The sequence below is a fragment of the Methanomassiliicoccales archaeon genome, from assembly GCA_014361295.1.
Lineage (GTDB): Archaea > Thermoplasmatota > Thermoplasmata > Methanomassiliicoccales > JACIVX01 > JACIVX01.
In genome coordinates this window covers 51,920-66,724 of sequence record JACIVX010000001.1, presented here as the reverse complement: position 1 = coordinate 66,724, position 14,805 = coordinate 51,920, and the positions used below count along the sequence as shown (strand labels likewise).

Here is a 14,805-nt window from a genome sequence, read left to right as displayed (position 1 = left end):
TTACCGATCGCTGAAGTTGCATCCCGACTGAATTGATATTCGACTCGGTTCATTCGTATGGTGTTCGATGCTTCATTGTTTGTCGAAATTCGCACTTTGTTGTTGTCGCAATTGCGTTAAGCTAGTTAGCTAACGCATGCGCAATCAACTCGTGAGAGATCATGATGGTTTATTCCACCAAACGGTACCTGCCCTTCGGTATGTGTATACAAAATTTTGCGCCTTTTTTATACTCACCGATTTCCTCGATTTTCATGTCAGTGATTGACAAAATTTCCTTGATGATGAAGAGACCTTTTCCTCGTTCTCCAGTAAAGAGATCTTTCTTCATTTCCTCCAGTATCCCGATCCCATCGTCCTCGTAAATGATGATAAGTTCATCTCCAACTTTTTTGTAACCAACTTCAATTCTCTTTGTGTGTTTCCCATGTCTCATCGAGTTATCGACGAGATTATGGAAAACTTTCTCGAATATTGGATCGGCCTTGAGAGATAAACCCTCGAGATTCACAACCAAAGTAATTCCAGTGGTATCAAGAGCAGAGGTTCCACGTTCAAAAAGATCCGAAGCTTTTTCCCAGCGAGGTTCTGCTGAGCCAAGGCGCTCGTAGTCGCGAGTTGAGTTGAGGATTCGCTCAATGTTCCTCCCAGCATTCGCTGCCTTTTCGAGATAATTACGCACATCAGTCTCTATCACTCGATCTCTCGCAAGCTCAATATAACCAAGCACAGCCGTCAATTGATTCAGGATGTCGTGACGCGAGACCCTTCCAATCAGGTTGAGCTTTCTGTTTGTTCGTTCAATCGTCTCCATCATTTTCTTTTTCTCAGTCATATCGATTCCGAATGAGACTACGCAAACACCAAACCTTGAGTTCCTAATCTCGCTGTTCTGCCAGAATATGTAACGCTCCTCTCCCGATTTCGTTAATACCGGATTTTCGAAGTTACGGGGCAGAGCGCCTCTAGCTCTAAAATTTGCAAAAACTCCCCAAACTTCTGGATATCTTTCTTTTGGGACAAGGGTCTCGAACCAATTCCTTCCCATTGCCTCATCAGCCCTGTACCCCGTGATCCTTTCAGCCATATCATTAAAAATTCTGATGATGCCATTCTCATCCAGACCAACGACCATTACATTTGCCGTCTTGATCAAATTCTCCGCAAATTCCTTCGCTTCGATGAGCGCTTCCTGTGCCGCAACATGATCGATCGCCATTGCGATTTGATCGGAGACATAATTGAGAATGTCTAATTCCTTCTTGGTGTATCTGACAGTCTCATTATAGCTTTGGACAACGATTGCACCAAGTGTTCTATCGCCAACCTTCAATGGTGCCCCCATCCAGTCAACAGGCAGACTACCGAAAATCTCGATCTCACCTTCCCCATTTAGCTGAATAATATCATCCCTTGAAGCGAGGAGTGCTTCCCCTTTCCTGATTACATATTCAGTTATCCCCCGACCGAGTGTTCTCGACTTTGGAGGTGGATCATATTCATCGACAAAATAGGGGAAGGTGAGCTCCTTATTTTCATTATCAATAAGCGCAATATAGAAATTCCTGACTGGCATGAGGTCTGCCATAATCGAATGGACAAAATTGTATAGTTGTTGAAGTGAATTAATGGAGGTAACGGCTTGCGAAATACGTAACATTGCCGATTTAATATTCTCAAGCCTCTTGCGTTCGCTGATATCCCTGCTGGTGATGATCGCGCCACCAAATTTTCCATTTTCGTCGATGAGAAAATTCCAGAAAGTTTCGATCCAGAGATACTTGCCACTTGCATGTCGAAATTTCAACTCGCACGTGTAATTCTTATCCATGCCGATGCGATTCAAAACCTCAGTCACTCTTGGCAGATCGTCAGGATGAACCAAATCATGCAATCTCCTTCCCATTAGGGTTCCTGGTGAGTAACCTGTGGATTGAATATGAGAAGGACTTGCATATTCGATCGAAAGATCCGCGCCAACTTGCATCACCATATCAAGCATATTGTCGGTGATTAGTGCGAGACGATGCTCACTCATTCTGAGTTTATTTTCAATCGACCGTTTCTCAGTGATATCAATCGCCGAGACAAGGCTCTGTTTCGTCCCCGGAATTATTTCGACCGTAACGATAATTGTCTTCACAATTCCATTTTTGTCTATCGCGTACGTTTCATAGGTTCGGGGAGCGCCCCGCGGATCGATTCTACGCTTTTGATGATATTCTAGTAGTTTTGGAATTTCTGAGGGCATAATGAAATCCTTCCACGACTTTTTTCCATCGATTTCCTCTTTCTTGTAGCCTACGAGTCGCGAGAATTCGTCATTTACGAGGGAAATCGTTGTGTCTTCTTCGATAATTGCCATTGCTGTACCGGTGTTCAGGAAAATCGTGCGATATCTTTTTTCGCTGTCAGTAAGCGCAATTTCATACTTTCTCCGTTTCACCGCTTGTTCGATCATATTCGATAACTCAGCAAATTGAGAGCGGAGATCGGCACCTTTATTGATGTAGAAATCTGCTCCTAGATTCAGCGCTTCAATGACGACTTCCTCCCTACCCTTCCCCGTGAAAAGGATAAAGGGAGTTTGGTTCCCCTGAGATCTAATCGCTTTGAGGAGATCGATACCTGTATTATCGCCCATCTGATAGTCCGAGACGATCGCATCGTAACAATTCTTTTGAAGTAAGTCCAGTGCCTCGTCAACCGAATTTACAATATCCGCCCTGAATTTTTCTTTCAATTCAAGAAATCCTTTCGCTATCTCTAGAAATGGAAGTTCATCGTCGACAAGGAGGATACGGATGAGACCATGGTCCTCCATCATTGTCATATAACTTCTGAATGAAAAAAAGCGACTATAATAATATGATGACTTTGTTATCAAAATCTATAATGATAGAATTTCTGTTACATCGAAGCTTTCAATACTTTTGCTTTTGCTACGATCACTGATATTACCGTCATAATAATGAACCATTTTTTCCATCTTTATTCTTGGGGTTTGTTTATCAATCGATCAAAACACGGCGGGTCGTTTGAATCGATGGACAAGTCTAAGACATGATTAGAATCGATCAAAAAGATGTGAGAAAAATGTGGGTGATCAAGAGATCTGGAGAAAGAGAAGAGTATGATGAGAATAAGGTAAAACAGGCGCTTTTGCGTTCTGGGGCGAGTGAAGCAGAAGCAGATGAGATCCTTGAAAAACTGAGAGGGCGAGTTTACAATGGCATCACAACTCATGAGATTTATCAACACGTCAGGCGAATGCTTGACCGCAAAAGAAAAATCAGATATAGTCTCAAAGATGCTATCTTTTCGCTCGGTCCAGAAGGGCATTTTTTTGAGAGTCTTGTTGCGAGACTGTTTCAAGAAACTGGATATGCTGTGAGAGTCAGGGAATGCATAAGGGGAAGGTGCATACCCCACGAAATTGACATTCTAGCTGAAAGAGGAAGCGAGAGATACCTGGTTGAATGCAAATTTCACAATTCAGCCGGCACAAGATGCGGAATTCAAACGGCCCTTTACACATACGCAAGATTTTTGGATATTTCTGAAGTGATGCCTTTTGCGTCGCCATGGCTTGTGACGAATACAAAGTTTTCAGGTGATGTAATTACATATGCTAGATGCATCGGAATGAGGTTGCTGGGATGGCGGTTTCCCGAGGATGGGGGACTCGAATCGCTTCTGGAAAGCCATAAACTCTACCCAATTACCATTCTTGCGATCAAGAAAGATGTTCGGAACTCCCTGCTCACCAATGGAATTATAACGATCAAGGAGATCTTCACGAAAAAGGATCGTATTTATGACATCCTGCCAGAATTGAAAGCAAATGAGGTTCTTTACGCTGCTCGTGCAGTGGCGGAATGCCTGTAAAAAAGTCCACAGTGCGTCCCGACCGTCGACAAGAGTTAGGATGGAGAAGAGTAAAGACGTTATCTGACCTGCATTGGGACGTCGAATTCAATCACCGCCGTGTGTAATGTTCAGGATCCTCCACGACACAAAGCTCATTACCGTCTGGATCCGTAAGAATCGCCATCAGTCCTCCCCATTCCTGTCGCTGGGGCTTCATGATGAACTTTACTCCTTCGTCGACAAGTCTTCTGTGCAATTCGTAAATACTGTTCGTTTCAAAAATAACGCCTGTTGGCCCACCAGGCTGTCGTTTATCAAATTTCGACGGCACGTAGAGCGCGATCTTACCCATCGGTTCGGCGGGACCTAACTCCACCCAATTTCTGCTACGCTCATCAAGTGCGATCTCCAGCCCGAGCACCTCGGAATAAAAAAATAACGCAGTTGCGAGATCACTGACAGGTATGCAGGTCATCCACACCCGTGTGATCTTACCTTTATTTTGATAATCTGAATCTCCGCCCATCGGATCTCCGAGAGGCATAGTAATTTGAACTGATCCACCAGTATATGATATTTAGCAAATACGAAGAGCGACCGTATTTGATAAGCGATTGCCTACAAAAGACACAAGGATTGATTCAACTATCGTTACATCATATCTGACTCCACTTGCCAATGAGACTCTTCCCGTTCATCGTTTTTTTTCACACGATCGAGAAAAATAACTATAGGATGAATCGTAATAAGTCGCAAGGAAGTTAATTTATGAAAGTCGTTGTGACCGGTGGAGCCGGCTTTGTCGGATCTCACGCTTCCGAGTATTTCGCTGTCAAAGGCGATGAAGTAACGGCATTCGATAATCTGAGCAGAACGAAACTGCTAAGGAAGCGAAATCGTTATGAGAATTACAACTGGCAGTACCTTGCGTCTTTTGAAAAAATCAAATTGATCAAAGGAGACATTAGAGTCGCGAAAGAAATCTCTAGTGCATGTGATGATGCCAATCTCATCATTCACACAGCGGCACAAACTGCTGTCACGACCTCTCTCCTCGATCCGAGAACGGATTTCAGAGTTAATCTTCTTGGCACGTTCAATGTTCTTGAGGCGGCGAGAAAGGCGAAATCGAATCCTACTATTATTTTTACATCAACAAACAAGGTATATGGAAGTAATGTCAACGTGCTGCCGATCGTCGAAAAGGAAAGAAGATACGACTTTGCCGATGAGAGAACACCTGGTATTGATGAAACTCTTTCGATAGACAGATGTGAACACACGCCATATGGATGCTCAAAGCTCGCTGCTGACATATACGTTCAGGACTATGCACATACATACGGGCTGCGAACCGCTGTCTTCAGAATGTCATGTATCTATGGACCTAGACAATTTGGAGTGGAAGATCAGGGTTGGGTTGCGTGGTTTATCATCGCTCACCTCACGGGTAAGAAAGTCACGATATACGGCGATGGAAAGCAAATGAGAGACATTCTGTTTGTTGAAGATCTCGTGAGGGCATTCGAGTACTTCACATATAACGGACCAAAACACGGCGTTTACAACATCGGAGGAGGAAAAGAGAATACCGTCTCCATCATTGAACTGATGGATATGATCGAAAAACGAAGTGGCAGGCGGTTTGATCTAGTGTTCTCGGAATGGAGACCAGGCGATCAGAAAGTTTACATTTCGGACATTTCGAAGGCGAAAAGGGAATTCAACTGGAAGCCGCTGATCGGCGCAAGGGAGGGCGTTAACAGGCTATACGACTGGGTAGAATCAAATAAAGAATTATTCAAATGAAGTGGTAACTTTTGATGATTTTATCATTGAGGGCAACAGCTTAATCTATTTGACACTTTATTTCAATACAAAGAAGATGAAAATTTGTGTTTCCTCAACCGGCGAGACCCTTGAATCCGAGGTTGACGACGAATTTGGCATGTGCGAGTATTTCATTGTCATCGATCCTAATACGATGGAATACAAAGCGTTACTCAACGAAGCTTCGCACTCACCGACGGGCACAGGTGCTATGGCAGCTCAATTTGTTGCCAATCTAGGTGTCGACGTCGTCCTGACTGGCTTTGTAGGACCTCACGCGAAACGTATTCTGAAAGAAGCTGGTATTAAGATTGTTGAGGGTGTCGAGGGGTCGGTGCGCTCTGCGATCGAGCGCTATGTGAAAATAATCAAACAAACATCAAATTCATGACGGCTATGATGAGTTCTAAACGAAATTCGAAAAAGAAAAATTCTGACACCTGGGTGGTACTAGTTGGAACTGATGGTGAATCGAAATCACATGCCCACTTAATAGTATGGCGAGGATTGGTCAATGATTCGTAAAAAACAGAGGTACGCCGCTAAGGCCTTCATTTTGCACATGGGAGCAAATGGCTTAGGAATCACTAGAAGCTTAGGGAGGGTGGGGATTCCTGTTGTAGGAGTGGACTTCGAAAAAAGTGCACCTGGTCTTTATTCGCGATTTTGTGAGTCGTTGATAATGCCAAACCCCGCATATGATCCGAAGGCGGCCCTCAACACATTGATGGAAAAAGGTGAAGAACTCGGAACAAAAGGAGTGATCATGGCCGCCTCTGACGTTTTTCTTCTTTTCCTTTCGCGCTATAGGAATGAACTATCAAAACGGTTTTCATTCGTGATCCCGCCGGAGGAAATCGTCGAGGGAATTGTCTGCAAGAAGATTCAATATGAACTCGCCAAGCAAATCGGAATACCGATACCAGAAACCGTTTTTCCAGATAGCAACGGAAATCTGAAAGAGGAAGTTGAAGGTATGCGGTATCCCCTCTTTATCAAGCCATGTATTTCGCATTTATTCTCTCAAAAATTCGGGGGTAAGGGATTCATCGCATACACGTTCGATGAGCTAGAAATGTTCTGGGACAGAATCAGTAGCGCCGGAGTTGACGCGATGATTCAGGAGGTCGTACAGGGACCAGAAACGAATCTGTTTGGGTTTAGCGCTTATTTCGACAGGAGGGGTCAACTAGTCGCGACCTACCTCAGCCGAAAAATCAGACAATATCCACCAGATTTTGGCGTCGCGACTGTTCACGAGAGCACGATGAATAGAGAAGTCATAGATATCGGAACTAAGTATTTCGAAGGACTCAAATATAAAGGAATGGGCGGGGTCGAATTCAAACTCGATGAAAGAGATGGACACTACAAGCTCATTGAAATGAATGCAAGAACCGGTATGCAAAATATCAATGCTACTGCTTCTGGTGTCAATTTCGCTTTGATTCGATATTTCGATGCACTCGGAGAAGAATTTAAGGAGCCATCGGAACATATTTGTGGAGTTCGATGGGCAGACGCGATTGCGGATTTCAAGTCATTCCTCGTTAGGAGAAAAAGAGGAGACGTGGTATCAATTCTCAATTGCATGAAGGACTGGTTGACTGCGAATACCCATGCGTTTTATGCTGTTGATGATCCGTTACCCTTAATCGTCAGAACGGGGTTCGGAATCACCATCATGAATGAGATCATCAGCATAAGCAAGAAGAATCGCTGAGAAAATTGTTAGGTGCTACGGGATCCGAGAAAATCGCGATCATACAAATAGATTGAAATTAGGTTGCGTTACCGTTTAACAAAAGGCGTTGAAAAGAAATCTTTTTAGGAGCTTATCCACATTATTGTCAGACGATCGTCGGACGGGAGGTGAATCGTTGCTAATCAAACTTCGTCCGGCAGCTGAAACATCTGATGACAGATGCACAAACACAAGACTGAATTGTGCAATTAACATTGATTCAGAGATTAGAGCTCGTCAGCTCGGTATAAAAATTTCAACGGTTCGCGACTATCGCGATTACTATGTCCTTTCCATTCTCCAGAGGGAGGCAGTGAGGGAATGCCCTGGGTTTAGGAAATTGGAAGACGGCGAGAGGGCAAAAATCATCTGGATCCAATCAGAAAAGAGATGGATCCCTGCCGGTTATTATATATTCTCTCGCCGTTGCATCAAGCAAGTTCGACACTCGGAAAGACCAGTCATATACCCATTGACGCTTCACCAGATCTTTGTAATGCCGACGTATCGCGGACTCGGACTCGGCACAATGATGTTACGCGATTTTATTGCTCAAGGCAACAGAAGAACCGTATGGATTGAGAGTCCATTTGACGTGACAAAACACATCCTGACAAAGCTTGGCTATGCGGAAACAAATGAACCTTACAAACTCTGGCAAATGATGGAAGGATTATCGAAATGGGAAAAAATTTCGAGTCGTAGCGCCAAGAAAATGGCAATGACGGGAGAAACAATTGATGTCGAGAATCACAGACTCGACAGATCTCGAGAAGAATGCGCAATAGCGAACACATGATGATGTACAACCATGCGATTATGATATCTGGAATGAGAGAAGTTTTAACCGAAAGGGGAAAGCAATAAATCAAGCGTCAAGTTTCAGTATTGAAATTGTCGACGCCACATACCCCAGAATCTGAAGATTAATCATCTATCGAATTTTCGCTCAAGTTGAGCCGATTGATCATCAAATCAATTAAAGACTTTTAAAGAATCGGGATTTGATCGCACAGTATAAGCCAATAGGGCCTGTCATCATTACGTCGCCTGCTGGGGCGGCGTATCTGAAATTCAGCTTCGTAGTCTCTATGAGTGCTCTCCGCGGTCCCGTAACAAGGATCTGATCCGGCTCCAGAGGTCGTTGACTAATGTTGAAAAGACCGTGTCCGCCATCGCCGAAGACTCTTTCATCGGTCAATTGCCCAGCGATAAAATCCTCGAGATATTCCCTCAGAGCAATGCCATTTTCGAACTGCCTCGTGTGGGCTTCAAACCCCCTAACAACTTTTCCATGATCAAAGAGAACCGCGAGGGAATGACCGTTGCCGAAATTGACCGCAAGTATACAATCATCCTGGTGGATTTGCGGATCCGCAAGGCATCCGAGTGCCGCCACTGGTGATGTATCCATCACGAATATCTTCGCACCGGGAGCTTCCTTTTTCGCTCTTTCGGCTGCGGACCTCATCCGAATGAAATCACCTGGAATCTGGTCAATCGAATACATCAGGGACTCAAGCCTTGGATCCTTCGAGAGAAGGTTTCTGAAACGATCGATTCTCGTTATGCGATTACTGATGCCTTTCGGGGAAATTCCATGATCCTGAACCGCAAGTGCAATGATATCGGCCTCCCCTCGCTCCCCTGATTTTTTCAAAAAGTCGAAAATCGGTATCAGTCGCACTTCCTGTAGCCAAAGAGCGCATCCATCAAAATCCGACGGCGGATATTCATGATCTGCAATATTAATGCCGAGTGTTTGAACCTCTGACAAATCATTTCTGATCGAAAAGGCCGCCTGCGGCGTCATAGTAACCTTCAGTCCTGCTGCAATATGCCGTTTGATGGCACTTGCAAATGGACCGCCTCCAACTGTATCGCCAAAAATGTAGAGTTCTTTCCGCGCTTTTGTGGCTTTTGCAACCGCGGCCGCATATATCTGCGCTGCAGACGGCAGGACGAATTTAATACAGTTTTCTAAATTCTTTTCTGGTTCGATCAACATAACATCCGTCGTGCCGACCCCGATGTCGAGTGCTAGTATCCTCATCCGTCTCACTTTCCAAGAATTCCGCTGATATTATGAGATGTTGTGAAATGATATTTAATTTGGGGGCACATGAATAAGAGAATGGCAAGAATAGAGAATTCAGCTACCTCCGTTTTCTCGATAATTCGAGATCGCGCAACGGATTCGGGCCAATGCTACGGATTGTCGAGATGAAGGATGAGACCTCATGTTGGTATTCTTCCGCGTCCTCGGCATCAACGAAACCAAGCATTAACCTCATTTCGTCGAAGCCCAGCTGAGATAGAACGCGCCTGAGCAACGCGATTCTTCTCGTCGTTCTCAGATTGCCAATTTCGTAATGGCAGTGACCGAGTTTTCCCGGTAAAACTAAGACACCATCAATGCCCTTTGAAAATGCACTCAGAACCCATTCAGGGTCGATCCTTGCAGAGCACATCGTTCTGATTGTGAGAAAATTCGGTGGAAGATTCAGTTTCTTGAGACCCGCCAGATCCGCGGCGGCGTATGAACACCAGTTGCACGCGAAGACGAGGATATTCGGCGATGAGAGATCCTCGATGATCCTTCCCGTCGTCGCCGCTTCGATCTGTGCGAGAATCTGCTTGTTCGAGAAGGAGCTCTGGTCAAGCGCACCGCTTGGGCATGAAGCGACGCACGCTCCACAGCCATCGCAGATATTCTCATTCACGGATGCGATCTTCTTGCCCGACCTCTGCGGATCGTTGACGATGCTGATCGCCTTGATTCTGCAGACCGATGCGCAGATGCCACAGCCGTCGCAAATATCCTCATCGACGACCGCCTTGTAACCCTTTTCAGACATCGAGGTCGCCCTCAGCTTTGCTACGGCCATGCTGATCATCGTTGATGCTTTCTCTGTTGCTGCAAGAGGATCGTCCCAATGAATCCATGCGCATTGTTCTCGGATATTGGCCATCTCAATAATGATGCCGTTCTCGCCATTCTGTGATAACTCTCCTTGGAAAAGGCGAAAGTACGTACGAGGAGAGCAAGCTCCGATGACGATCCGGTTCAGTGCATTCTTTTCAGCATCTTTTTTAAGGGTTTTTATCGATTGTTTTGAACATAGATGATTGACGATTTCGACTTTCTTCACACATTTCAGATGCCTAACACCATCGGCGATCGTCTTCAGATCCAAAATCCCGCTAACACAGCCATCGCAACTGCAAAGATAAATGCCAATTTTCATATCGTCGTCGCGAGTAGATCGGTGGGGGAGTCGAAGATCGTCTTCATGGATCAGAGGATCGGCATTCCCATCTGTCATTGCATCATCCTTTCCGCTCTGTGAATACTTTCTTTTCATCTTTTATCAAAGAATTCCTCATAAAGAGAACGCTCGAAACTTCGACATCCACAACATTGCTAGCTAATAGACCACACATTCCTCTTTGCTCCGACCTTGCAAGTTTTTTAGTCATCACTCTCAAGAATAAAAACTTTACACAATATATTATGAAAATGTTGATGATCTTTTCGATATTCAGCTGCGTGGTTACGATTGATGAGAACTCACATGAAAACTCACTCATCAATGATAGCGGGACGAAAATACCAATTTGTTAACCTTCAATTGCCACGCCGTTTCATATGATCATGTCCCGAAAAATAGTTATGGTGAAGAACGACATTTGACGATTCAGTCGTTTTGATGATATAATCCGATGCATCCCTTTTCTCCTAAGAAAGACCAACGCTTTTTTCAATTAGCCGCTCCTTAGCTAATTGGCCCCAAACGATAGTGTTCGAGTACTGCATTATCTTTCGCGAGAATCACTAGAGTTAAGAGCACTTCTTCGACCAATATCTTCTGATCTCAGTTATTCCCGTCCTACTCCCGGTGGGCCAGGATTCACTCTATGAATCAAGCTGGCAGGAGATCCGCATTTCGGGCAGGAGGAAGGCTTCGGCATTCCGAAAGGGACCTCGACGACATGACCGCAATTGGCGCATCTGAACACCTTCGCTTTCATCATACCCCTAAACCTCCTTCAAGTCAGTGCGGCATCCATTCGCACTTTGACAGGTGTTTCGCGAATGATTATTTGAAAATTGCTAGAAAAGTATCGAAATAACTGAATGAATTGAATAAATGGACAGAGCTGGATTATTGAAATATCACAGAACGTAATGATCTCACAAGATAAGTTGTGAATTTTCGCCGATGATGAATCTGCATCCCTTCGGAATCGAATTGTCCGATGATGAGATTCTGCAGCCAGCACCGATGAGACTGTCAACAATTTTCTTGTTGCACTCGATGAGTGCATCGCCGATGATGATCGAGGATTCGATTTCACCATTGATGATCGTCGTGCGATCGCCAATCGAGGTATATGGTCCTATATAGGTATTCGGTCCAATCACGCAATTCTTTCCAATGATAACAGGCCCTCTGATCACCGTTCCACTCTTGACGACCGTCCCCTCACCAATACTGACTCTGCCGATGATCTTGACATTTTCTTCGAGCAGCCCTTCATTTCTGCTTTCCAACGTTTCAAGGACGAGATGGTTCGCGATTAGAATGTCCTCAGGTCGCCCAGTGTCCTTCCACCATCCTTTAACGATTCGCGCCTTGACCTTCCCTGTTCTTTTATGCAATTGATCGATCGCATCCGTGATTTCAAGCTCATTCCGCCAAGACGGTTTCAATTCCCTGATAATTGGAAAGATGCTCTTTTTCAAGAAGTAGATCCCGATCATCGCGAGATTGCTCTTCGGATTTTTCGGCTTCTCTACCAGACTGATGATATTGCCCTCCTCATCTATTTCGGCTATTCCAAACTTTTCTGGGTATTCAACGGGGCAGAGGGCGATCAGAGCTTCGCAGTCGCCTTGGGCAAATTCCTCGACCATGTATCTGATTCCGCCTTTGAGTATGTTATCACCGAGATATACGACGAAGGGCTCGTTGCCCATGAATTCCTCCGCGCAACCGACTGCATGCGCGATTCCTTTCGGCTCACCCTGTACAATATAGGTAATTTTTACTCCGTATCTCGAGCCGTCCCCTAGCAGCTCCCTCACCTTTTCAGGCATGTTGTTACCAAGAATCACACCGATGTCAGTAATTCCTGCATCCCGGAGATCTTCAAGACAATAGAGGATATTCGGCTTATTCGCGATCGGAATGAGCTGCTTAGGTCCCGTGTGTGTTAACGGCCTGAGACGGGTTCCAGATCCACCCGCAAGTATCAAACCTTTCACCTTGACTCCTCCTGACGCATTCGTCTGAGTCCCTCAATAAGGGAAAGCATTCCGAAACCGAGTTTCTTTTCGGTCTTTTCTACATCAAGACATGAATAACACGGTCTTCGCGCTACCAGATCGGAATCTTTCGCGCTGATTGCTCTGATCAAAGAACGATCGAGATCGAAAACCTCAGCGATCCTTAAACCGATTTCATATCTGCTGAGACAGTCTGGACCAGACGTGTGATAAATCCCATGAGCGTCACATTCAAGAAGTTTCAAAAGGACATGTGCGCAGTGAGGCGCATAAGTTGGGGAGACAAATTGATCGGAAAACAGAGAAACCGATTTTCTTTCTCTGAGCGATTCGATGACCCATGTCACAAAATTCTTCTTTTTCGATATCCGATTCCAGCCGTAGAGCGTCGAAACGCGGCAGACGAGATTAGTGCTCGATGAATTCAGCGTTATCCTTTCCCCTTCGAGCTTGGTTTGCGCGTAAATACCCAACGGGTCAGGATTGTCCCACTCAGAATATCTTTCCTTTTTCACACCGTTGAAAACATAATCCGTCGAAACATAAAGAAGCCTAGCGCCGATGCTTTGGCAAAAGCTAGCAACGTTGAGGGTACCCTCAGCATTGATATTCCAGGCCTCTGAAGGATTTTTCTCGCAGAGATCAACATTTGTCAGAGCGGCGACAAGCACCACTTCATCCGGTTCGAAATGCCCCAACACAGATTCGATCTGATCGAGATTTGTGATGTCGAGGAATTCTGTTCTGACCCCCTTAAACTCAGCTGGAACGTTCCTGAAAGTGCCGAGAACCTCGTGTCCTCCTCTCTTCGCCTCACTGACAACGAACTGGCCGAGCAATCCTGAGGCGCCGATGACAGCGATCCGGCTCATATCGATGTGATCGAATGAGCATTCTAAAAGACCTTCGGTGCAGAACTCAAAATTAAAAATGTTAAAGACCGTTCACATCTTCGTGGTCTACCATGGAGAAGAGATTGATTGATGGGGTCGAGATCAGGAAGCTGCAGCCAATTGTTGATGAGCGAGGATGGCTTATGGAATTATTCAGAAGTGACTGGAAGGAGTATGAACGATTCGGCCAGCTATATGTCACAACCTGTTATCCGGGTATCGTCAAGGCCTGGCATTATCACAAGAAACAAACCGACAATTTCATTTGCATTAAAGGAATGGCAAAGGTCGTCCTATACGATGCGCGCGAGAATTCGATTACGAAAGGTGTCATCAATGAGTTTTTCATGGGAGAAAGGAATTTTATGCTATTGAAGATCCCACCAAGTGTTTATCACGGATTCAAGGCGATCGGAAACCAAGAGGCCTGGATACTCAATATACCTACAGAAGTTTACAATTATTCGGAACCAGATGAATTCCGCGTGCCTTTCGATTCAAAGGACATCCCATACGACTGGGCTGCGAAGAATGGCTAAAATGATAAGAGTGGGAACGATATCGATCTAATCGAATTTCTTCATAATCATTGAGAGATTCTGCGAAATCAATTGGCCACTGTCGACAAGTGAACCATTCGAGAGGTCCATCTTCTCGAAGATGCCACTACGGTCGGAACCATTTTATCCAATCCGTTATAAAAACTTCATGAATTCAACGCATACCTCCTGATTGCACTAAGAAGGTCGTTTTTTCTAAAAGGCTTCGAGATTACCTCTCTTACACCAATCTCCAGCATCGCGGGACCCTTAACGCCGGAAAAGGCGGTCAGACAAATAATAACCGCTTTAGGATTCTCCCGGAGGATTCGCCTCGACGCCTCAATTCCGTCCATTTCTGGCATCATGATGTCCATAATAATGACATCTAGTTTTGACTTTCTGGCAAGTTCGACAGCTTCTCGACCATTTCTTGCCTCGATGACTTCAAAATCCGAGAGCATGTTGCGAAGCATCTCGCGGAGATTGTCATCATCATCGACGATGAGTATTTTCATCGAGCCATGCGGGAAAAAAAGAGAATTTATAACTATTTCGCTCCAATTTTGCAATTGATAAATCGCTTTCCCACAATGAGAAAAGAATATAATTAAAATAGATAAACAAAGAGATGATGGA

At 44.8% G+C, this 14,805-nt stretch carries 14 protein-coding genes; 6 read left to right on the top strand and 8 right to left on the bottom strand.

Going from position 1 to position 14,805, the window contains the following annotated elements; genetic code table 11:
- Nucleotides 1-169 precede the first annotated feature (169 nt).
- Nucleotides 170-2,833 carry a PAS domain S-box protein gene (locus H5T41_00340; GenBank protein ID MBC7107235.1) on the bottom strand — a complete coding sequence of 888 codons (2,664 nt, stop codon included), beginning with the start codon at nucleotides 2,831-2,833 and terminating at the stop codon, nucleotides 170-172.
- A 263-nt stretch (nucleotides 2,834-3,096) separates the two neighbouring features.
- Between H5T41_00340 and H5T41_00335 the strand changes: the two genes are divergently transcribed.
- The gene (locus H5T41_00335) at nucleotides 3,097-3,888 is read left to right on the top strand and encodes a restriction endonuclease (GenBank protein ID MBC7107234.1); all 792 of its coding nucleotides are present in this window, start codon (nucleotides 3,097-3,099) and stop codon (nucleotides 3,886-3,888) included.
- A gap of 91 nt (nucleotides 3,889-3,979) precedes the next feature.
- Here H5T41_00335 and H5T41_00330 read toward each other — a convergent pair whose 3' ends face one another.
- The gene (locus tag H5T41_00330; protein ID MBC7107233.1) at nucleotides 3,980-4,414 is read right to left on the bottom strand and encodes a VOC family protein; all 435 of its coding nucleotides are present in this window, start codon (nucleotides 4,412-4,414) and stop codon (nucleotides 3,980-3,982) included.
- 224 nt (nucleotides 4,415-4,638) lie between these two features.
- On the opposite strand from H5T41_00330, the gene H5T41_00325 reads away from it, so the two are divergent.
- The 4 genes from H5T41_00325 to H5T41_00310 all read left to right on the top strand — a co-directional run bounded on the left by H5T41_00325 (nucleotide 4,639) and on the right by H5T41_00310 (nucleotide 8,243).
- Nucleotides 4,639-5,679: a GDP-mannose 4,6-dehydratase gene (locus H5T41_00325; GenBank protein MBC7107232.1), complete on the top strand. Its 1,041-nt coding sequence runs from the start codon at nucleotides 4,639-4,641 to the stop codon at nucleotides 5,677-5,679.
- A 76-nt stretch (nucleotides 5,680-5,755) separates the two neighbouring features.
- Nucleotides 5,756-6,091, top strand: coding sequence for a NifB/NifX family molybdenum-iron cluster-binding protein (locus H5T41_00320; GenBank protein MBC7107231.1), 336 nt, complete (start codon nucleotides 5,756-5,758; stop codon nucleotides 6,089-6,091).
- A gap of 123 nt (nucleotides 6,092-6,214) precedes the next feature.
- Nucleotides 6,215-7,423 (top strand): hypothetical protein, encoded by a 1,209-nt coding sequence (locus H5T41_00315; protein MBC7107230.1) that lies wholly within the window; start codon nucleotides 6,215-6,217, stop codon nucleotides 7,421-7,423.
- Nucleotides 7,424-7,580: 157 nt separating this feature from the next.
- On the top strand, nucleotides 7,581-8,243 hold the full coding sequence (locus tag H5T41_00310; GenBank protein MBC7107229.1) for a hypothetical protein: 663 nt from the start codon (nucleotides 7,581-7,583) through the stop codon (nucleotides 8,241-8,243).
- 180 nt (nucleotides 8,244-8,423) lie between these two features.
- Here the strand turns inward: H5T41_00310 and H5T41_00305 are convergent, their stop codons facing one another.
- From H5T41_00305 to rfbD, 5 genes are all read right to left on the bottom strand, one after another.
- The gene (locus H5T41_00305) at nucleotides 8,424-9,497 is read right to left on the bottom strand and encodes a hypothetical protein (protein MBC7107228.1); all 1,074 of its coding nucleotides are present in this window, start codon (nucleotides 9,495-9,497) and stop codon (nucleotides 8,424-8,426) included.
- A 103-nt stretch (nucleotides 9,498-9,600) separates the two neighbouring features.
- Nucleotides 9,601-10,809, bottom strand: coding sequence for a hydrogenase iron-sulfur subunit (locus H5T41_00300; protein MBC7107227.1), 1,209 nt, complete (start codon nucleotides 10,807-10,809; stop codon nucleotides 9,601-9,603).
- 514 nt (nucleotides 10,810-11,323) lie between these two features.
- On the bottom strand, nucleotides 11,324-11,479 hold the full coding sequence (locus H5T41_00295) for a hypothetical protein (protein MBC7107226.1): 156 nt from the start codon (nucleotides 11,477-11,479) through the stop codon (nucleotides 11,324-11,326).
- A gap of 160 nt (nucleotides 11,480-11,639) precedes the next feature.
- Nucleotides 11,640-12,713: a glucose-1-phosphate thymidylyltransferase gene (locus H5T41_00290; protein ID MBC7107225.1), complete on the bottom strand. Its 1,074-nt coding sequence runs from the start codon at nucleotides 12,711-12,713 to the stop codon at nucleotides 11,640-11,642.
- Nucleotides 12,710-13,606, bottom strand: coding sequence for a dTDP-4-dehydrorhamnose reductase (rfbD, locus tag H5T41_00285; protein ID MBC7107224.1), 897 nt, complete (start codon nucleotides 13,604-13,606; stop codon nucleotides 12,710-12,712). The genes H5T41_00290 and rfbD overlap by 4 nt, the downstream gene beginning before the upstream one ends.
- Nucleotides 13,607-13,698: 92 nt before the next feature.
- Here rfbD and H5T41_00280 point away from each other — a divergent pair, with 92 nt between their 5' ends.
- Complete coding sequence (locus H5T41_00280) at nucleotides 13,699-14,166, top strand: dTDP-4-dehydrorhamnose 3,5-epimerase family protein (GenBank protein MBC7107223.1); 468 nt, start codon at nucleotides 13,699-13,701, stop codon at nucleotides 14,164-14,166.
- A 167-nt stretch (nucleotides 14,167-14,333) separates the two neighbouring features.
- Here H5T41_00280 and H5T41_00275 read toward each other — a convergent pair whose 3' ends face one another.
- Entirely contained in the window at nucleotides 14,334-14,684 is a 351-nt protein-coding gene (locus H5T41_00275) for a response regulator (protein ID MBC7107222.1), read from the bottom strand.
- Between the last annotated feature and the right edge of the window lie 121 nt (nucleotides 14,685-14,805).

What these genes read in the sequence shown, in the direction of transcription:
- H5T41_00340 (MBC7107235.1), bottom strand. Translation starts at nt 2,833, where the DNA reads ATGACAATGATGGAGGACCATGGTCTCATCCGTATCCTCCTTGTCGAC.
- H5T41_00335 (MBC7107234.1), top strand. Translation starts at nt 3,097, where the DNA reads ATGTGGGTGATCAAGAGATCTGGAGAAAGAGAAGAGTATGATGAGAAT.
- H5T41_00330 (MBC7107233.1), bottom strand. Translation starts at nt 4,414, where the DNA reads ATGCCTCTCGGAGATCCGATGGGCGGAGATTCAGATTATCAAAATAAA.
- H5T41_00325 (MBC7107232.1), top strand. Translation starts at nt 4,639, where the DNA reads ATGAAAGTCGTTGTGACCGGTGGAGCCGGCTTTGTCGGATCTCACGCT.
- H5T41_00320 (MBC7107231.1), top strand. Translation starts at nt 5,756, where the DNA reads ATGAAAATTTGTGTTTCCTCAACCGGCGAGACCCTTGAATCCGAGGTT.
- H5T41_00315 (MBC7107230.1), top strand. Translation starts at nt 6,215, where the DNA reads ATGATTCGTAAAAAACAGAGGTACGCCGCTAAGGCCTTCATTTTGCAC.
- H5T41_00305 (MBC7107228.1), bottom strand. Translation starts at nt 9,497, where the DNA reads ATGAGGATACTAGCACTCGACATCGGGGTCGGCACGACGGATGTTATG.
- H5T41_00300 (MBC7107227.1), bottom strand. Translation starts at nt 10,809, where the DNA reads ATGAAAAGAAAGTATTCACAGAGCGGAAAGGATGATGCAATGACAGAT.
- H5T41_00295 (MBC7107226.1), bottom strand. Translation starts at nt 11,479, where the DNA reads ATGATGAAAGCGAAGGTGTTCAGATGCGCCAATTGCGGTCATGTCGTC.
- rfbD (MBC7107224.1), bottom strand. Translation starts at nt 13,606, where the DNA reads ATGAGCCGGATCGCTGTCATCGGCGCCTCAGGATTGCTCGGCCAGTTC.
- H5T41_00280 (MBC7107223.1), top strand. Translation starts at nt 13,699, where the DNA reads ATGGAGAAGAGATTGATTGATGGGGTCGAGATCAGGAAGCTGCAGCCA.
- H5T41_00275 (MBC7107222.1), bottom strand. Translation starts at nt 14,684, where the DNA reads ATGAAAATACTCATCGTCGATGATGATGACAATCTCCGCGAGATGCTT.